Origin of the sequence: Ensifer sp. YR511, from assembly GCF_900103045.1 — a bacterium.
GTDB lineage: Bacteria > Pseudomonadota > Alphaproteobacteria > Rhizobiales > Rhizobiaceae > Ensifer > Ensifer adhaerens.
Genome location: NZ_FNGR01000001.1, coordinates 58627 through 76133 on the forward strand (window position 1 = coordinate 58627; position 17507 = coordinate 76133).

The 17507-nt window shown below is 63.1% G+C and carries 18 protein-coding genes; 8 read left to right on the forward strand and 10 right to left on the reverse strand.

The annotated features are described in order from the left end of the window. Nucleotides 1-43 precede the first annotated feature (43 nt). Entirely contained in the window at nucleotides 44-211 is a 168-nt protein-coding gene (locus tag BLU15_RS39370; protein ID WP_156400741.1) for a hypothetical protein, read from the reverse strand. Between BLU15_RS39370 and purL the strand changes: the two genes are divergently transcribed. The 6 genes from purL (at nucleotide 198) to BLU15_RS00315 (ending at nucleotide 6698) form a co-directional block, all read left to right on the forward strand. Beyond that, on the forward strand, nucleotides 198-2429 hold the full coding sequence (gene purL, locus BLU15_RS00290) for a phosphoribosylformylglycinamidine synthase subunit PurL (protein ID WP_090293854.1): 2232 nt from the start codon (nucleotides 198-200) through the stop codon (nucleotides 2427-2429). The two genes, BLU15_RS39370 and purL, sit on opposite strands and share 14 nt — an antisense overlap. A gap of 225 nt (nucleotides 2430-2654) precedes the next feature. Continuing rightward, nucleotides 2655-2888: a BolA family protein gene (locus tag BLU15_RS00295; RefSeq protein WP_034794447.1), complete on the forward strand. Its 234-nt coding sequence runs from the start codon at nucleotides 2655-2657 to the stop codon at nucleotides 2886-2888. A 6-nt stretch (nucleotides 2889-2894) separates the two neighbouring features. Further along, nucleotides 2895-3140: a hypothetical protein gene (locus tag BLU15_RS00300; RefSeq protein WP_060520740.1), complete on the forward strand. Its 246-nt coding sequence runs from the start codon at nucleotides 2895-2897 to the stop codon at nucleotides 3138-3140. 131 nt (nucleotides 3141-3271) lie between these two features. Further along, on the forward strand, nucleotides 3272-3610 hold the full coding sequence (gene grxD, locus BLU15_RS00305) for a Grx4 family monothiol glutaredoxin (RefSeq protein WP_034794485.1): 339 nt from the start codon (nucleotides 3272-3274) through the stop codon (nucleotides 3608-3610). A 475-nt stretch (nucleotides 3611-4085) separates the two neighbouring features. Beyond that, entirely contained in the window at nucleotides 4086-5324 is a 1239-nt protein-coding gene (locus tag BLU15_RS00310) for a multidrug effflux MFS transporter (protein WP_090293856.1), read from the forward strand. A gap of 81 nt (nucleotides 5325-5405) precedes the next feature. Next, nucleotides 5406-6698: a multidrug effflux MFS transporter gene (locus BLU15_RS00315; protein ID WP_034794494.1), complete on the forward strand. Its 1293-nt coding sequence runs from the start codon at nucleotides 5406-5408 to the stop codon at nucleotides 6696-6698. A 78-nt stretch (nucleotides 6699-6776) separates the two neighbouring features. Here the strand turns inward: BLU15_RS00315 and BLU15_RS00320 are convergent, their stop codons facing one another. The 5 genes from BLU15_RS00320 to BLU15_RS00340 all read right to left on the reverse strand — a co-directional run bounded on the left by BLU15_RS00320 (nucleotide 6777) and on the right by BLU15_RS00340 (nucleotide 11082). Further along, the gene (locus BLU15_RS00320) at nucleotides 6777-7601 is read right to left on the reverse strand and encodes an inositol monophosphatase family protein (protein WP_034794509.1); all 825 of its coding nucleotides are present in this window, start codon (nucleotides 7599-7601) and stop codon (nucleotides 6777-6779) included. After that, on the reverse strand, nucleotides 7598-8479 hold the full coding sequence (ttcA, locus tag BLU15_RS00325; RefSeq protein WP_034794511.1) for a tRNA 2-thiocytidine(32) synthetase TtcA: 882 nt from the start codon (nucleotides 8477-8479) through the stop codon (nucleotides 7598-7600). The genes BLU15_RS00320 and ttcA overlap by 4 nt, the downstream gene beginning before the upstream one ends. A 129-nt stretch (nucleotides 8480-8608) precedes the next feature. Beyond that, nucleotides 8609-9556, reverse strand: a complete 948-nt coding sequence (locus tag BLU15_RS00330; RefSeq protein ID WP_034794526.1) for a glutaminase — start codon at nucleotides 9554-9556, stop codon at nucleotides 8609-8611. 153 nt (nucleotides 9557-9709) lie between these two features. After that, nucleotides 9710-10327, reverse strand: a complete 618-nt coding sequence (rpsD, locus tag BLU15_RS00335; protein ID WP_034794529.1) for a 30S ribosomal protein S4 — start codon at nucleotides 10325-10327, stop codon at nucleotides 9710-9712. A 227-nt stretch (nucleotides 10328-10554) separates the two neighbouring features. Continuing rightward, complete coding sequence (locus BLU15_RS00340; protein ID WP_034794535.1) at nucleotides 10555-11082, reverse strand: MarR family winged helix-turn-helix transcriptional regulator; 528 nt, start codon at nucleotides 11080-11082, stop codon at nucleotides 10555-10557. A 117-nt stretch (nucleotides 11083-11199) separates the two neighbouring features. Here BLU15_RS00340 and BLU15_RS00345 point away from each other — a divergent pair, with 117 nt between their 5' ends. Then, nucleotides 11200-11535 (forward strand): cupin domain-containing protein, encoded by a 336-nt coding sequence (locus BLU15_RS00345; RefSeq protein ID WP_034794649.1) that lies wholly within the window; start codon nucleotides 11200-11202, stop codon nucleotides 11533-11535. Between the two features lie 77 nt (nucleotides 11536-11612). Here the strand turns inward: BLU15_RS00345 and BLU15_RS00350 are convergent, their stop codons facing one another. Continuing rightward, nucleotides 11613-13130 carry a helicase HerA domain-containing protein gene (locus BLU15_RS00350; protein ID WP_090293858.1) on the reverse strand — a complete coding sequence of 506 codons (1518 nt, stop codon included), beginning with the start codon at nucleotides 13128-13130 and terminating at the stop codon, nucleotides 11613-11615. A gap of 276 nt (nucleotides 13131-13406) precedes the next feature. Here BLU15_RS00350 and BLU15_RS00360 point away from each other — a divergent pair, with 276 nt between their 5' ends. Continuing rightward, nucleotides 13407-13619 (forward strand): hypothetical protein, encoded by a 213-nt coding sequence (locus tag BLU15_RS00360; protein ID WP_090293861.1) that lies wholly within the window; start codon nucleotides 13407-13409, stop codon nucleotides 13617-13619. Nucleotides 13620-13655: 36 nt separating this feature from the next. Here the strand turns inward: BLU15_RS00360 and murI are convergent, their stop codons facing one another. The 3 genes from murI to BLU15_RS00375 form a co-directional block, all read right to left on the reverse strand. After that, nucleotides 13656-14501: a glutamate racemase gene (gene murI, locus BLU15_RS00365; RefSeq protein ID WP_034794546.1), complete on the reverse strand. Its 846-nt coding sequence runs from the start codon at nucleotides 14499-14501 to the stop codon at nucleotides 13656-13658. Further along, on the reverse strand, nucleotides 14488-15318 hold the full coding sequence (locus BLU15_RS00370; protein ID WP_034794549.1) for an RNA methyltransferase: 831 nt from the start codon (nucleotides 15316-15318) through the stop codon (nucleotides 14488-14490). Before BLU15_RS00370 ends, murI begins: the two co-directional genes overlap by 14 nt. Before the next feature lie 64 nt (nucleotides 15319-15382). Beyond that, a complete protein-coding gene (locus tag BLU15_RS00375; RefSeq protein WP_060520789.1) occupies nucleotides 15383-17359 on the reverse strand; it encodes an FUSC family protein in 1977 nt (658 codons plus the stop codon). Between the last annotated feature and the right edge of the window lie 148 nt (nucleotides 17360-17507).

Sequence of the window (17507 nt, forward strand, 5' to 3'; positions counted from 1 at the left end):
CGCAGGCCTGCGCAGTCGCGCTCAACAAAGCTTCATACGGGCATCAACCGCTGTTGATCGCCCGTATTTTTCTGTCGCGCCGCGCCGCAGCATAGGTTAAAGAAGCCGCAAAGCGCCCCCTGTTTCTGTTGCGGTTCGCACGCGCCATATTCCTCATTAGTGGATTGCGCGCCGCCCGAAGGATTTGACGGTCGACGATGACGATTTCCAACACCCGCCCCATCACCCCGGACCTCATCGCATCGCACGGGCTGAAGCCTGACGAATACGAGCGCATCCTCGGCCTGATCGGGCGCGAGCCGACCTTCACCGAGCTCGGCATCTTCTCGGCCATGTGGAACGAGCACTGCTCCTACAAGTCTTCCAAGAAGTGGCTGCGCACGCTGCCGACCAAGGGGCCGCGCGTCATTCAGGGCCCGGGCGAAAACGCCGGCGTGGTCGATATCGATGACGGCGACTGCGTCGTCTTCAAGATGGAAAGCCACAACCACCCGTCCTATATCGAGCCCTACCAGGGCGCGGCAACGGGCGTCGGCGGCATCCTGCGCGACGTCTTCACCATGGGCGCCCGTCCCGTCGCAGCGATGAACGCGCTGCGCTTCGGTTCGCCCGACCACCCGAAGACCCGCCACCTCGTTTCCGGCGTCGTTGCCGGTGTCGGCGGCTACGGCAATTCCTTCGGCGTTCCGACCGTCGGCGGAGAAGTCGAGTTTGATTCCCGCTACAACGGCAACATCCTCGTCAACGCCTTTGCCGCCGGCCTCGCCAAGAGCGATGCCATCTTCTACTCCAAGGCCGAAGGCGTCGGCCTTCCCGTCGTTTATCTCGGTGCCAAGACCGGCCGCGACGGCGTCGGTGGCGCGACCATGGCGTCTGCCGAGTTCGACGAGTCGATCGAAGAAAAGCGCCCGACCGTTCAGGTCGGCGACCCCTTCACCGAAAAATGCCTGCTCGAAGCCTGCCTCGAGCTGATGACGACCGGCGCCGTCATCGCCATCCAGGACATGGGTGCAGCCGGCCTCACCTGCTCGGCCGTCGAAATGGGCGCCAAGGGCGACCTCGGTATCGAGCTCGACCTCGACACCGTTCCGGTGCGCGAAGAGCGCATGACCGCCTATGAAATGATGCTGTCGGAAAGCCAGGAGCGCATGCTCATGGTGCTCGAGCCCGCCAAGGAAGAGGTCGCCAAAGCGATCTTCGTCAAGTGGGGCCTCGATTTCGCAATCGTCGGCAAGACGACTGACGACCTGCGCTTCCGTATCCTGCACCAGGGCGAAGAGGTCGCGAACCTGCCGATCAAGGAACTGGGCGACGAAGCTCCGGAATATGATCGTCCCTGGACCCCGGCCAAGACCGCGGCACCGCTCGCAACCAACGACATTCCGGCAGCCGACGTCGCCGACTCGCTCGTCAAGCTCGTCGGTTCGGCCAACAATTCGTCGCGCCGCTGGGTCTACGAGCAGTACGACACGCTGATCCAGGGCAACTCGCTGCAGCTGCCGGGCGGCGACGCCGGTGTCGTGCGCGTCGAAGGTCATGCCTCCAAGGCGCTTGCCTTCTCCTCCGACGTGACGCCGCGCTACGTCGAAGCCGATCCTTACGAAGGCGGCAAGCAGGCGGTCGCCGAATGCTGGCGCAACCTGACGGCAACCGGATCGCTGCCGCTGGCAGCCACCGACAACCTCAACTTCGGCAACCCGGAACGCCCTGAGATCATGAGCCAGCTGGTTCATGCCATCAAGGGCATCGGAGAAGCCTGCACCGCACTCGACTTCCCGATCGTGTCGGGCAACGTCTCGCTCTACAACGAGACCAACGGCCAGGCGATCCTGCCGACCCCGACCATCGGCGGTGTCGGCCTGATCAAGGACTGGTCAAAGATGGCGCGCATCCGCTTTGCCGCTGAAGGCGAAACGATCCTCGTCGCCGGCGCGCCGGCCGGTCTCGGCTCGCACATCGCCCAGTCGGTCTATATGCGCGACGTTCACGGCCGCACCGATGGCCCGGCGCCCCATGTCGATCTGGCGCATGAGCGCAAGGTTGGCGACTTCGTCCGCGGCCTGATCGTCGATGGTCTTGTAACCGCCGTGCACGATTGCTCGTCGGGCGGCCTGGCACTTGCCGTTGCCGAAATGGCGATGGCTTCGGGCATCGGCGCCTCGGTCGACGCTGTTGCCGGCCATGATCCGATCGCTACCTTCTACGGCGAAGACCAGGGTCGCTACGTCGTGACGGTTGCCGCCGGCGCGCTCGACGCGGTTGCCGCTCGTGCCAAGGCTGCCGGCGTCTCGCTCCCCGTCATCGGCAAGACCGGCGGCGACGCCGTCAAGCTTGGCGACGCCAAGGCCGTCTCGGTTGCGGATCTCCGCGCCGCCCATGAAGGCTGGTTCCCGGATTTCATGCAGGGCGACCTCGCGCCTGAAAACTGAGAGATCGATGACGGGAGCCGCACTTTCTGCGGCTCCCGTCACCCCTATTGCGTGCCTGCTTGCAGGCGCTGCCGACGGCGATCATTTGATCGTGTCGGCGCTGGCAACTACCCTCCCTCACCCAATTCAGCAATTGCGTTCCGCCCCTGAATCGTGGTTCCCTTGTTTCATGGACAACGTCGGCAGGCTGCTGACGTTGCAGAATAAAAAGGGAGTTGGCGTATCATGCCCATGACACCAGGCGACATCGAAGACATGATCAAGGCGGGGATTCCCGGAGCCAAGGTCACGATCCGCGATCTGGCCGGTGACGGCGACCACTATGCCGCCGAAGTCGTGGCCGAGGCGTTTCGTGGCAAGAGCCGCGTGCAGCAGCACCAGATGGTCTACAACGCACTGAAGGGCAATATGGGCGGCGTGCTACATGCCCTGGCACTTCAGACGAGCGCGCCGGAGTAAGCTGGCGTGGCTGACCTGATCAAGGAACTCGTCAGCGGCGTCGTTGACAGCGCGCTCAAGGAAATTCTGAGGAAGACCGGCGTCAAGCGCACGACCACCAAGCGGACGAAGCGCCGGACGCGGCCGGCGGCCTCTGGCGGCGGCATCCTCGCGGATATCCTTGAAGCCGCCATCCGCAAGCCGGCGAAGAAACAGGTCAGCCGGCGGAAAACCTCGGCGGCGCGCAGCAAGACGCGGCGCCGCACGGCTTGAGTGGTATTAAAACCACATCTTGAGGCCCATCAATATTTGTTGCGATTGGGTGGTGAAAGTCACCAATATGCATGCTATCTAAGACCCAATCGATATCCGGCCCTTGAAGCCGGCGCAGGAAGGAAGACAGGATGAGCGGAATTCACGAATTCATCGACAACGAAGTCAAGACGAACGATGTGGTGCTCTTCATGAAGGGTACGCCGCAGTTCCCGCAGTGTGGCTTCTCCGGTCAGGTGGTCCAGATTCTCGACTACATCGGCGTCGACTACAAGGGCATCAACGTGCTCGCCGACGCGGACCTGCGCCAGGGCATCAAGGACTATTCCAACTGGCCGACGATCCCGCAGCTCTACGTCAAGGGCGAATTCGTCGGCGGTTGCGACATCGTGCGTGAGATGTTCCAGGCCGGCGAACTTCAGTCCCACCTTTCGGAGCAGGGTATCGCCGTGAAGGGCGCTGTCGCCTAACTCAAGGACGCCTTGTCCCGATCCATCGGAGAAGGCGGGCAACCGCCTTTTTTGATTCGGACGTCTCGTCCGGATCTCGATTTTCGTTGTCTTCCCAAAGGCTTTGCGCGCTTGGTTCGCGCAATGACCGTTTGAATGTTTGTGAAAGCAGGCTTCCTTCCTGAAACGTTTCCGGCGTTCTGCAGCGAGGCCTGGGGCCGCATTTTCGGCCTGTCATGAAGCAGTCGCGATCGTTCGGCATAAGCAGCAGCGGTTCCCGCTCCGGCCTCCCGGCACGGAAATGACCCCGTCGCTGCCGATCGATGCTCCCGCCGCTTCCTGCAGGCCCGGTCCATGTGGTGCGGCTTCCCGGTCGCTCCCGCCTGACATCCCTGTGCCGACCGGCATTTAGCCAGCCGACATCCTTCTTTTTCCGGAGCGGTCCGGACCCAGACCTGTTTCGCTTGGCGCCCACCGCGCCGCTAGGACTTTTGAAATGACAAGCACGACCAACGACGATGCCCTGCCCGGCCTCACGAAATTCCAGTTCATCGCGCTGATGGCCACACTGATGGCGACGAACGCGATTTCGATCGACATCATGCTGCCGGGCCTCCAGGAAATCGGGGCCAGCCTGGGCGTGGCGTCGGAAAACGAGCGGCAATACATCATCACCGCCTACCTGCTCGGCATGGGCGTGGCGCAACTGTTCTTCGGCCCACTGTCGGACCGGTTCGGGCGCAAGCCGCCGCTTCTGGCGGGCCTTGCCCTTTATGCCGTCTGTGCGGTGGCAATTGCCATGGTGCCGACCTTCGGCCTCATGCTCGCCCTTCGCTTCATGCAGGGCGCGGGTGCGGCTGCCACGCGCGTCATCACCATCTCGATCGTCCGCGACGTCTATGGCGGCCGGCAGATGGCCGAGGTGATGTCGCTGGTCATGATGGTGTTCATGATCGTGCCTGTGATCGCCCCGTCGATCGGCCAGCTCATCATCAGCTTTGCCGAATGGCATATGATCTTTATCATCGTCGCGCTTTATGCGGTTATGAACATCGCGATCGTGCTGTCGAAGCTCGGCGAAACGCTTGATCCGGCCCACCGCCGCGCCTTCACGCCGTCGGTAATCCTCAGCGGTTTCCGCATCGTGCTGACCAACCGGTTGTCGCTGCTGTATACGCTCGCGACCTCGGTTATCCTTGGCGCGCTCTTCGGCTTCATCAACTCGGCGCAGCAGGTGCTGGTCGGCGTCTACGATCTGGGCGTGTGGTTTCCGCTTGTCTTTGCGGCTTTCGCGAGTATGATGGCGGTCGCTTCCTTTACCAACTCCCGCCTCGTCCGCCGCTTCGGCATGCGGCCGTTGTCCCATGCGGCCCTCTGCGGCTTTACGCTCGCAAGCTTCATCTGGATGTCGGCCTCGCTCTATGCGCCGCTGCCCTTCCCGGCCTTCGTGGTCCTCTATTGCGCCACGATGTTCCAGTTCGGGCTGATCGCGCCAAACTTCAACGCCATGGCCATGGAGCCGCTCGGCCATGTCGCCGGCACGGCGTCCTCGGTTCTCGGCTTCATGCAGACGATCGGCGGGAGCGTGATCGGAGCCTTCATCGGCCAGTCCTTCGACGGAACGGCCACCCCGCTTGCCACCGGCTACTTCACCGTCGCGGCCATCGGCCTCGTCTTCGTGCTCATCGCCGAACGCGGCAAGCTGTTCAAACCGCACCATCAGCCGGCCGGCTGATCTCTAAAGCGCCAACTGTCGCTGTCGCGTTCTAAACCGCCGGCCAGCCTTTTCCAAAGATTGAATTTACGGGTTTTCCCAATGTCCACCATCACCAATCAATCCGAACATGTCGACGGGGTCTCGGGGGCCGAGCGCCTCAACATGGGCATCGTCGAATTCATCATCACCATCGCCGTCATGACGGCGAGCGTCGCCATCGCCATCGACAGCATGCTGCCGGCTCTGCCGGCAATCGGCCAGTCGCTGAACGTCGCCAACACCAACGACAGCCAGCTGGTGATCGGCGTCTTCTTCCTCGGCTTCGGCATCTCGCAGATCTTCTTCGGCAGCCTGTCTGATGCCTTCGGCCGCCGCAAGGTGCTGCTCGGCGGCCTCGCCTTCTTCACCGTGTCGATGTTTGCCGCCGCCCTCACCCAGAGCTTCGAGACGCTGCTGATCCTGCGCTTCATCCAGGGCATCGGTGCTGCGGCCATCCGCATCACCACCATGGCGATCGTGCGCGACTGCTTCGGCGGCCGCGAAATGGCGCGCGTCATGTCCTATGTGATGATCGTCTTCATGATCGTGCCGATCGTCGCCCCCTCGATCGGCCAGCTCGTCATCCTCTATGCCAACTGGCACTGGATCTTCATCCTGATCGGCGTCATCGGCGCGATCCTCTTCGTCTGGGCCTTCTCCCGCATGAAGGAGTCCCTGCCGCGCGAAGAGCGCATGCCGCTCTCCGTCGGTGCCGTCGCGTCGGGTTTCAAGACCGTTCTCACCAACCGCATCACTTGCGGCTACATGATCGGCATGACGATGTTTACCGCCGTCATCTGCGCCTACATCGTCACGGTCCAGCAGATCTTCGGCGAGGTCTACGGCCTCGGTGACTGGCTGCCGATCGCCTTTGCAGGTACGGCCGGCGGGATTGCTGTCGCCAACTTCGCCAACGGCTTCTTCGTCCGCAGTTTCGGCATGCGCCGTATCTCGCACGTCTCGATGATCCTGTTTACGCTGATCTCGGTCGCGGGCTTCGTGATGTCGCTCTCCGGCACGCCGGCCTTCGTCGTCAGCTATCTGATGTTCTCGGTGCTCCTGATGTTCTTCGCCGTCATCGCGACGAACTTCACCGCGATCAGCCTGGAGCCGATGGGCCACCTTGCCGGCACCGCTACGGCGATCACCGGCTTCGTCTCGACGACCGGTGGCGCGCTCATCGGCGGCGCAGTCGGCCAGCTCTTCAACGGCACGCTGCAGCCGCTGTTCGGTGGCTTCGCCCTCTTCGGGGCCCTGACGATCCTGGCAACGCTCTGGGCCGAGAAGGGCAAGCTCTTCACCCATCCCGGCGACAAGGACGTCAGCATGGATCACGGTGGCGGCCATATGTAACCGGCCGCCGTAAGGCAAACAAAAAGCCCGCCCGGAGCAATCCGGGCGGGCTTTGTATTTTGGGCTGCTTCGAACGGCTCAGACCGTGAAGACCTCGCGGCGCAGCGTCTCCCAGCTCTCCTTGTCGGTGGCAAGCAGCAGGCCGCCATTGAGATGCGACGGCAGATAGGGCGAGCCGTCGAAGCGGGCGGCATAGGCGCCGGCTTCCTGCGAAATCAGCGTGCCGGCCAGGTGATCCCACGGCATCAGCTTCTGGTACATCAGGAAGTGGATGTGACCGCCGGCAAGCATGCGATATTCATGCGCGGCGCAGCGGTAGCTGGTGGCGATGCGAACCTTGGCCATGTTGGCCATGACTTCGCGGCGTGCTTCCTGCTTGTAAAAACCGGTCGAGGCACCGCCGACCATGGCCTCGAGCGGCACGCCTGCGGTGACCGACAGGCGCTCCTGCGATCCATTGGCGCGGCACATCCAGGCGCCGGAGCCCTTCTCGGCGATCACCCAGTCGTTGCCGAGCGGATCGTAGATGATGCCGGCAACCGTCTCGCCCTTGGCGACGACGCTTGCCATAACGCCGAAGAGCGGCACGCCGGCGGCGAAATTGAAGGTGCCGTCGATCGGGTCGACGACGACGGCGAGATCGGCATCGGCGAGCTTGTCGAGCAGCGCCGGGTCGGCCGCAACCGATTCTTCGCCGACGAAAAGTGCGCCCGGCGCGACGTCTTCGATGCGTGCCTTGATCAGCCGTTCGGCCGCCTCGTCGCCCTCGGTCACGAGGTCGATCGCTTCCGATTTCACCCTGACGTCGCCGGCTTCAAGATTGCGGAACCGCGGCAGGATCTCTTTGACCGCCGCTTCCTGCAGCAGATTGGCAAGGCCGGCAATGTCGACGGAATGGCTCATTCTTTGGGCTCCGGTGTGAGGGACTGGAAATCGAACAGCTTGGGATCGAGCAGGTGCGACGGGTTCACGTGGCCAAGCGCCCGCAGCATCGTGTCCTTGCGGCCCGGCATGCGTCGCTCAATATCGGCCAGCATCGCCTTCATCGCATTGCGCTCGAGGCCGTCCTGCGAGCCGCAGAGGTCGCACGGGATGATCGGAAACTCCATTGCCGCCGCGAACTTGGCGAGATCGTCCTCGGCCGCATAGGCGAGTGGCCGAAGCAGCATCAGGTCGCCCTCGTCGTTCAAGAGCTTTGCCGGCATCGAAGCCAGCCGGCCGCCGTGGAAGAAGTTCATGAAGAAGGTTTCGAGAATGTCCTCGCGGTGGTGGCCGAGCACCAGCGCGTCGCAGCCCTCTTCACGGGCGATGCGATAGAGGTTGCCGCGGCGCAGCCGCGAACAGAGCGAACAGTAGGTCGCCCCCGTCGGCACCTTCTCTTTCACGATCGAGTAGGTGTCGCGATACTCGATGCGATGCTTGACGCCGATCGATGCCAGGTATTCCGGCAGGATGTGCTTGGGGAAGTTCGGTTGGCCCTGGTCGAGGTTGCAGGCAATGAGCTCCACCGGCAGCAGCCCGCGCCATTGCAGGTCCATGAGCAGCGCCAGCAGGCTGTAGCTGTCCTTGCCGCCGGAAAGGCCGATCAGCCAGCGCTTGGCGCCCTTCAGCATGCCGAAGTCGTCGAGCGCCTGGCGGGTCTGGCGAAGAAGGCGCTTGCGCAGCTTGTTAAACGAGACGGAGGACGGCATGCGGCTGAACAGCGGATGCGCGCCGGCGTCGATTTCGGTCTCAAAAATGGTTTCGGCCTGGTCTTGCGACGCGTTGAGCGAAAGGTCCATGGCGGGGATCCTGTGCGGCAGGCAGGCGCAACCGGCGCCCGGCTAATCTTGGGCCAGCACTTGCCCGCTCCAGCCGTCAAGATCAAGGGAAATCGGCCGCACAGTGCAGATCGCCCTTGTCGGAGGAGTTCAGGGACCGAAGACCGACCAGCCAGTGCGCGCCGCGAGCATTTCGAGCGCCAGCGATCCGAGCAGCGAATTGCCGTTTTCGTTGAGGCCAGGCGACCAGACGGCAACCGACGCCTTGCCAGGCGCCACCGCCAGAATGCCGCCGCCGACGCCGCTCTTTCCCGGCAGGCCGACGCGATAGGCAAAATCGCCTGAGCCGTCATAGTGGCCGCAGGTCAGCATCAGTGCGTTGATGCGCCGCGCCCGCTGGCGCGAGACGACGTTATGGCCGGTCAGCGGATTGCTGCCGCCGGCGGCCAGAAACAGCCCGGCTTTCGCAAGCTGGCTGCAGGTCATGGAAAGCGCGCAGTGATGGAAATAGACGCCGAGCACGTGGTCGACGGGGTGGTCGAGCTTGCCGAAGGAGCGCATGAAATTGGCAAGCGCGAAGTTCCGGTAACCGGTGGCCGTCTCCGAACGCGCGACCTCATGGTCGATGACGATCTGGTCGTCGTCGGCGAGATAGCGGACGAACTGCACGATCTCGCCGATCAGTTCCCGCGGCGTATGGCCGGCAAGGATCAGGTCGCTGATGGTGATGGCGCCGGCATTGATGAAGGGGTTGCGCGGCTTTCCGCCCTCTTGCTCGAGCTGGACGATCGAGTTGAAGGCGGAGCCTGAGGGCTCGCGGCCGACACGGTGCCAGATGTTCTCGCCGTGTTTGCCGAGCGCCAGCGTCAGCGTGAAGACCTTGGAGACGCTCTGGATCGAGAACGGCACCTCGGCATCGCCGACGCGATAGATCTGGCCGCCTGTGGTCACGATCGCCATGCCGAAATGCTTGGCGTCCACGCGCGCGAGCTGTGGAATGTAGTCGGCGACCTTGCCCTGGCCGAACCGCGGGCTCAGCTCCCGATGAATGTCGTCGATGATCGCCTGCAGATCCTGCGGCTTCTGCTCTTCGGGCATCGGGCTTCCCTCTTGGTCATCGCCTTCGGATCGAGGCGACGATAAGGCGCTTATTCGCTGGGATCCGCGGTAGCGCGGATGCTGCTCGGCACTGACAAAAAAGCCGCCCGTTTCCGGGCGGCTTTCGAAACGTCACAAGGCGAGAGCCTCGGATTAACGCGAATAGAATTCGACGACCAGGTGCGGTTCCATGACGACGGCGTAAGGCACGTCGGAGAGAACCGGTACGCGGACGAAGGTCGCGACCATCTTGTTGTGATCGGCTTCGATGTAGTCCGGAACGTCGCGTTCAGCGAGCGAAACCGATTCGAGAACGGTTACGAGCTGCTTGGACTTTTCCTTGACTTCGATGACGTCGCCCGGCTTGCAACGGTAGGAACCGATGTTGACGCGGACGCCGTTGACCTTGACGTGGCCGTGGTTGACGAACTGACGGGCAGCAAAGACCGTCGGAACGAACTTGGCGCGGTAGACGATCGCGTCGAGGCGCGATTCGAGCAGGCCGATCAGGTTTTCCGGGGTGTCACCCTTGCGGCGGTCAGCTTCGGCGAAGATCGCGCGGAACTGCTTCTCGCGGATGTCGCCGTAGTAGCCCTTGAGCTTCTGCTTGGCGCGCAGCTGTACACCGAAGTCCGAGAGCTTGGACTTGCGGCGCTGGCCGTGCTGGCCCGGGCCGTATTCGCGGCGGTTTACCGGGGACTTCGGACGGCCCCAGATGTTTTCGCCCATACGGCGGTCAATTTTGTACTTGGACGATTCGCGCTTGCTCATCGCATTTCCTTTCAAACAGTTACACCGGCCTGTTTCCAAACCGGATCAAGGAAACACGCCCTCCTCTGAACCCATTTTCGGGGCTCTGACAGGTTTCTCACGATCACGCAGACGGAGAAGCCACGGGACATGTCAAATGAAACACCGGACATTTCTGCCCGGCGTTGGGGCGGCTTTAGTGGGTCCGGCTGCTGTTGTCAAACGAAATCGTGACAAACAGCCGTTGATCAGGCCGGATCACTCGGTGGCGCTTGCTCCAACGAAATCAGCAGTTTCCTGAGGAGCGCCGCCAGCGCCGTGCGGTCTTGCTTGCTCAGCACCTCGAGGTAGCGCGACTCGCTCGCCATGTCGGCGCGAAAGGCGGTTTCCGCAAGGGCTATTCCCTTTTCCGTCAGCCCGACGACGCTGCTGCGGCCGTCGGACGCCGAGCGTTCCCGCTGGATCAATCCTGCCTTCTGCAGCCGATCGAGGCGGTGCGTCAGTCCACCGGACGAAATCATCAGCAGCGTATAGAGATCCGTCGGCGTCAGCCGGTAAGGCGGGCCGGATCGCCGCAGCGTCGAGATCACGTCGAACTCGCCGCGGTCGATGCCGAAAGAGGCGAAGGTCTCCTCGATCGAGGGGCGCACCAGATTGGAAAGCCGGTAGGCGCGCCCGAGGATGGCCATAGGCTCGGTATTCAGGTCGGGCAGTTCGGCCGCCCACTGCGCTTGCAGACGGTCCACATGGTCCCTTCCCTCATTCTCATTCTGCATCGTTCACCTCGGCATCGGTCAATATATCTTGACGAGAAGATAGTTTCGAGTAATATCTTCTCGTGAAGATAAAACATTCCCATTGGGAAGCCAACCCGGACGACGATGGAGGCCAGCATGTTTCATGTCATTCCCCTTACAGAACAGAAGCAGAGCCCAAACCGCACGATCCTGTTTGAAGGTGGGCAATTCGGCACGCCGATCTCGCTGTTCCTGATGGATGCCGAGCCTGGCCAGGGGCCTGCCCTTCACGTTCATCCCTATCCGGAAACATGGATCGTGCACTCGGGCGAAGCGGAGTTCACCGTCGGAGAGCAGAAGATCATGGGTAAGGCCGGCGATATCATCGTCGTCGATCCGGAGACGCCGCACCGCTTCGTCAATACCGGCACCGGCCGCCTGCAGATGACCTGCATCCACGCGTCCGATCACGTCATCCAGGAATGGGTCTGACGCCACGATACCGTAACGCGCCAGCGCCGTCTGAGCGTGGTCGGAATAGCTGATGCCTTTACGCGAAAGGTCGAGGTTCACTCCGCCGCAGCGGCAGCCGCAGCCGTCACATCCGGCCCGTTGGCGTCGCCTGGAGCGGTCTCGCTGCCAAGGTCCGGGAACGCGACGATGCGCTTTCCGGCAAAATCCGCATGGATGACGATCAACCCATGCTCCTCGAAGTAGCCGAGCAGACGGCGGGCCCGCCTTGCGGAGTGCGTGCCATAGGCGCGCGCGATCATCGCGTCGGAAGGGCACGGCAGGCCGCGGACGGCCGCCTGCGCCATCATCAGGAACACGGCTTGCAAGTCCTCGGTAACGCGATCGGCAAGCTGCAAGGCCTGCGCCCAGGTTTCCGTTGCCGCCGTCTCCGCGTCGATGCCGGAGCGCGCGACGGCCATCTTGCGGCGGAAGGCGCTCAGCGACAGGGCTGCACCGGATGGCAGCCGGCGAATACGGCATCGCACCAGAAAATCCTGGAACAGTTCTGCATCGGGGCGGAAGGCTGCTTCCGGATTGCTGAGGATTTCGACAAAGACGCTGTCGAGCAGGCTCTCTTTTTCCTCGGCGGAAAGTTCCGGCTGTGCCTGCCTTGCCTCGACCGGCGCGGCAGGCTCGGGCCGCGGGCGGGAGAGCTCGGCCAGGATGTCGGTCGTCGGGCGCGGCGGCGCAACCGCGCGGCGCACGATCGGCCGCGTCAGCTCCTCCGGATCCGGCGTGAAGATCAGATCCTCGACGTCCTGCGGCGCCTCCGGCAGCGGCATCAGCTTCGGGCTCGTCGAGCGCGCCGATGTCTCGACCGCGCCGATCGTCACCTTGAGCGGCCGGCGCGACAGCGCCGGGCCAAGCGCGACGAAGGAACCGCGCTTGAGGTCGCGGAACATTTCCGCCGTGCGCCGGTCCATACCGAGCAGATCGGCTGCGCGCAGCATGTCGATGTCGAGGAAGGTGCGGCCCATCAGGAAGTTCGAGGCTTCCGCCGCCACGTTCTTGGCGAGCTTCGCCAGGCGCTGCGTGGCGATCACTCCGGCAAGGCCGCGTTTACGGCCGCGGCACATCAGGTTGGTCATGGCGCCGAGCGAAATCTTGCGCACCTCTTCGGTGACGTCGCCGGCAACCGACGGCGCAAACATCTGCGCCTCGTCGACGACGACCAGCACCGGATACCAGAACTCGCGATCCGCATCGAACATGGCGTTCAGGAACACGCCGGCATTGCGCATCTGCTGCTCGATATCGAGACCTTCAAGCGAGAGCACGCAGGAAACACGATGCTGGCGGATGCGGTTGGCAATGCCGATCAGCTCGGCGTCGGTGCGCTCACCCTCGACAACCACATGGCCGAACTTGTCGGCGAGCGTGACGAAATCGCCCTCGGGATCGATGATGCATTGCTGCACCCAGGGTGCGGATTGTTCCAGCAGCCGGCGCAACAGATGCGACTTGCCCGAACCGGAATTGCCCTGCACCAAGAGACGGGTGGCCAGAAGCTCCTCGATATCGAGCGAGGCCGATGTCCCTTCGGACGTCGCTCCCATGTCGATGCCGACCTTCATTTCCACCTCGTCATGTTAAATCTTACGCAGGTCCGGATGCGATACCGTTGCGCACTGTGCCTGAATACTCTTGATTTATTCGCGATCACGCGGAGACCGCCTATCGGGCGACACCTAGCACGGATTTCCCGGAAATCCTGCCGTCGGCGCACATAACCCACAGGGAATACGCTTAGGAAAGTCTCCTCGGAAAAGAACCGGATGTAGAATCTGGCGGTCACAATAAAAAGTTGAATATCGTACTTTTGCGAGAAGGCACGGACGCCCATATGCGATTTGGTCGAAGCGATTTGCCGGGGCAGAATGCAGCACCACGAAACAGCGCAGCAGATGGAACTGAACAATCTCGATCGCCGTATGCGCGATGCTTACAAGGACACGCAACGGGTCGCCTCGAAAGACGACGCCGAACGCGCCAGCCGCATGCGCTTTCGCGCCGCCTGCGTGCTAGCTGTTCTGATCGGCCTGTTGCTGGCGATCTTCTTTTAAAGTGCCGTGCCGGCCATAGGAACGCATGAACGGGCACTACCCGATCGCTTCGGCATGCCCTGCTCGCTTTTCCCCGATGGCATCAAGTGCCACCGTCAGGCCAAAGCCCTGCATCAGCCGCCGCGTGGCGAAATCCGGTTTGCCGGAGGTGAAGATCGCCGGGTCCTGGCCGTTGAGCGGTTCGAAGCCGTTCGGTTGCGGCACGAGCGAACGCGCCCGTCTGGCAATCGCTTCGGCCGGATCCAGCCAGTCGACCGGCCAGGGTGCCAGCCTGCGGAAGACGTTCGCCATGAAGGGATAGTGGGTGCAGGCAAGCACGACGATATCGGTCTTCCTGCCGTCCATCTCGACGAAACACGGTGCGATCTCGGCTAGTACCGTTTCGTCGTCCAGTTTCTCGCCGCGGATATAGGCCTCCGCCATCTTGGCGAGGTTTTCGGAGCCGACGAGCCGCACATGGCATTGGCTGGCGAAGGACTGGATGAGATCGCGCGTATAGGCCCGCTTGACGGTACCCGGGGTCGCCAGCACCGAAACGAGGCCGGAGCGTGTGCGCTCTGCCGCCGGCTTGATCGCGGGCACCGTGCCCACAAAGGTCATTTGAGGAAAGGCCGCGCGCAGATCGGCGCCCACCAGCGTGAAGGCGGTGTTGCAGGCGATCACGCAAATTTCCGGATCATGCTCGGAAAGCAGCCGGCCGAAGAGCGCGATCACGCGCTCTTTCAGCGCCGCCTCTTCCCAGCCGCCATAGGGAAAGCCGGCATCGTCGGCGACATAGATGAAATGCCGCTCGGGCATCAGCACCCTCGCCTCTCGCAGCACGGTCAAGCCACCAATGCCGCTGTCGAAGACGAGGATGGGTTTCAGTTCACTCGCTGTCACCTTTGTCTCGCGCTTTCCTGCTGTGTTCGCCCGGAGCGCCGGAGCCGCGCGGGTTTTCCCGCGTGAACCGGTCGAGCGAAGAAATGACGCCGCGCAGCACCTGGATTTCGGATTCGGTAAAGGACGGCCTGGTCAGAACCGCGCGCAGGTTCTCGACCAATTTCGGCTTTTTGTCGGCGGAACGGAAGTAGTTGCGCGCCTCAAGCGCTTCCTCGACATGCTCGAACAGACCCTGCAGGTGTTCCTTGGTCGCCGGCCGCTGCGAGATCGCCTGGAACGAGGTCTGGTCCTCAGACTCCATGCCGGTCTTCAGCCATTCATAGGACATCAGAAGCACGGCCTGGGCGAGATTGAGCGAGGCGAAAGCGGGATTGACCGGAAAGGTCACGATCTCGTCGGCCAGAGCCACCTCTTCGTTGGTGAGGCCCGTGCGCTCGCGTCCGAACAGGATGCCGGTTTTCTCTCCGGTCTGGAAGCGCTGGCGGAGTGTGCGCGCCGCGACGATCGGCGAACGCACCGGCTTGTAGCCATCGCGGTCGCGGGCGGTCGTCGCATAGACGAAGTTGAGATCGGCGATCGCCTCTTCGACCGAACCATAGAGCTTGGCAGCGTCGATCACGTGGTCGGCACGGCTTGCGGCTGATCGTGCCTTTTCGCTCGGCCAGCCGTCGCGCGGATTGACGAGCCGAAGCTCCGCCAGGCCGAAATTCGCCATCGCGCGGGCGACCATACCGATGTTTTCGCCGAGCTGCGGATAGGCGAGAATGATCGCCGGTCCTTCCGCCAGAAGTTCGCGCTCGCTGTTCGTTCCTGCCATTTCCTTAGCCTTCGCCTTTCGTTCGGCGTTTCCCTTGCACAAATGCGGGCGAAATTAAAGTCCACTACAAATGAAGCCGGTTGAGAGACACCCCGATCATTTCCAGACCAAGCTCCGCATCGTCCTTCGAAATCGGCAGGTGGCGATCGACCGGCGCACCGATCCGGCCGACCTGGTAGAAATAGGCCGAGGCCTTGTCGCGCACCGTCTGGACGAGCGCGAGATTGGCGTCGATGTCCGCCTTGAAATCGGTTCCTTCCAGCGCCGCATCCGTGCCGACACGCCGCGCGAAAACCCGTGCCCAGTAGGTGCAGGCCATGAAGATCGCCAGCGCCTGGCGCACATGACCGGGACGCGTCACCAACTGCCAGGGAAGCCCGAGCGGCTTTGCGGCGGCGGCCAGGTCACGATAGGCGCGGTCGAGCGCCTGCGAGCGGGTAATGAGCACCAGACCCGATGCCCCGTCCCGCGCCGCCTGCAGCAGGCCCTTGAGTTCGTCGCACCAGGTTGCGACGGCGGCATCGAGCGTCGTGCGGGTGCGCGTCGGAAACACGACGAAGGCGACCGCCGCACCGGCGATCGAGCCGATCATGGTTTCCTCCAGGCGCAGTTGCAGCAGATGCGGGCTCAGCACGCCCATCAGGCTATAGACCAGCGACAGAACGACGGAGATGAAGAAGGTCATCGTCGCATAGGAGACGGCGAGGAAATAGAAGGCGAGAAAGACGCAAAGTGCGCTGAGCGGCAGCACCAGGTAGATATTGCCGGCTACCAGCGTGCCGACGATGATGCCGACCACAATGCCAAACAGTGTGCCGGCCGAGCGCTGCAGCGCCTTGACCGCCGTATCGCCACGCGAGCGCGTGTTGGTGAAGACGAGAAACGCAGCAAGCACCGCCCAGAACCAACGCTCCCGCGACAGCATCAACCCGAACACCATGGCGATGCCCGAAGCGAGCGTGATCTGGATCGCCGCCTTCAAGGCGGGATCGTTCAGCGACGGCCTCCAGCGGGCGGCAACGCCGCTCAAGTGCAGTGGCGGCTCTTCCAGATCGGCCGGCGTCAGCTTTGCAAGGCTTCGGGCGAGCCTTTGCCGGACGTTGCGCAGCCACAGCAGCGCCTTCACCGTTTCTTCGCGGCGCGGAGCGGCATCGCCGAGCCGCGCGATCTCCGCGTCGATCCGTCCGCCGTCGCGCGCCACCATCGCCTCCACCAGTGCCGGCGGCGGCATCGATTGGAAGCTGACGACCATCACGCTTTCGGCCGCAAGATGCAGGTCGAAGAGGTTGATGACGAGGTCGGAGGTCGTAAGGCCGGGCTGCGGTTCCGGCCGCCGGTTTTCCGTCGGAATGAAGCTTTCCGCCATCAGCACCGCTTCCTTCAGACGCTCTTCGGCCGCATGCAGCTGACGACGATCGGCCGGTGACAGAACGGGCTTGCGGGCGATCTCCGCCAGTTGCAGCAGCATCTGGTCTACGCGACGCTGCACGCTTGCGGTGGCGCGCAGGAGGTCGCGATAGCGATCATCCGGCAACAGCCGCGTGCGGACGAGATGCGCGACGGTGGCCGAGACGGCCGCTCCGAAGAACAGGGCTGGCAACTGGTCGAGCGTGGGCCTCAGATAGGCGCCGGTGAAATAGGACATGAAGGCGAACATGCCGACGGCAAAACCGCGGGGGCCGAAGGAGCGGCCATAGACCGCGAGAAAGATGATCAGCAGGAAGACGACGTCGGAAACGTAGCGGTGATTCTCGAGAACCGACGCAAGCCCCACCATCGAAACGCCGACGAGGACGGCGATGATGCGGGTGAGCCGCTGGCCGGCAATGGTGCGATCGCGCACCGCCAGTCCCCCTTCGATCGACAGCGACGCCGCAAGCCCGAAGGCGGCCGGCGGCAGCGGTGCGACGAGGTAATGAAACGCCATCAGCAGCAGGATGGAAACGACGATGGTCGCGGTGATGCGCGAGGCCTGCCGCAGGCGGGAGAAGGCCGGATCGTTGGCAAGAAGCCAATCGCGCATACGGGAACGAAGTGCCATCGGAAGCCTTTGCTTGTCCCGCGGCCGCCTGTGGACGCGCGCCGCCTTCGCCGGTTCTTCCTGCATAGCGGCAGATGCGATCTTTGCAAGGCCGGCGCGACGAAAGCAGGCGTCGAAAAGCGGTGGCGAAGAGCCGTCCGAGGTCCGT

Excerpts from the sequence above, each read along its gene's own strand:
- BLU15_RS00375 (WP_060520789.1), bottom strand. The coding sequence starts at position 17,359 with ATGGCACTTCGTTCCCGTATGCGCGATTGGCTTCTTGCCAACGATCCG.
- BLU15_RS00295 (WP_034794447.1), top strand. The coding sequence starts at position 2,655 with ATGCCCATGACACCAGGCGACATCGAAGACATGATCAAGGCGGGGATT.
- BLU15_RS00370 (WP_034794549.1), bottom strand. The coding sequence starts at position 15,318 with ATGGCAGGAACGAACAGCGAGCGCGAACTTCTGGCGGAAGGACCGGCG.
- grxD (WP_034794485.1), top strand. The coding sequence starts at position 3,272 with ATGAGCGGAATTCACGAATTCATCGACAACGAAGTCAAGACGAACGAT.
- BLU15_RS00345 (WP_034794649.1), top strand. The coding sequence starts at position 11,200 with ATGTTTCATGTCATTCCCCTTACAGAACAGAAGCAGAGCCCAAACCGC.
- BLU15_RS00315 (WP_034794494.1), top strand. The coding sequence starts at position 5,406 with ATGTCCACCATCACCAATCAATCCGAACATGTCGACGGGGTCTCGGGG.
- BLU15_RS00340 (WP_034794535.1), bottom strand. The coding sequence starts at position 11,082 with ATGCAGAATGAGAATGAGGGAAGGGACCATGTGGACCGTCTGCAAGCG.
- BLU15_RS00320 (WP_034794509.1), bottom strand. The coding sequence starts at position 7,601 with ATGAGCCATTCCGTCGACATTGCCGGCCTTGCCAATCTGCTGCAGGAA.
- rpsD (WP_034794529.1), bottom strand. The coding sequence starts at position 10,327 with ATGAGCAAGCGCGAATCGTCCAAGTACAAAATTGACCGCCGTATGGGC.
- purL (WP_090293854.1), top strand. The coding sequence starts at position 198 with ATGACGATTTCCAACACCCGCCCCATCACCCCGGACCTCATCGCATCG.
- ttcA (WP_034794511.1), bottom strand. The coding sequence starts at position 8,479 with ATGGACCTTTCGCTCAACGCGTCGCAAGACCAGGCCGAAACCATTTTT.
- BLU15_RS00330 (WP_034794526.1), bottom strand. The coding sequence starts at position 9,556 with ATGCCCGAAGAGCAGAAGCCGCAGGATCTGCAGGCGATCATCGACGAC.
- BLU15_RS00310 (WP_090293856.1), top strand. The coding sequence starts at position 4,086 with ATGACAAGCACGACCAACGACGATGCCCTGCCCGGCCTCACGAAATTC.
- BLU15_RS00350 (WP_090293858.1), bottom strand. The coding sequence starts at position 13,130 with ATGAAGGTCGGCATCGACATGGGAGCGACGTCCGAAGGGACATCGGCC.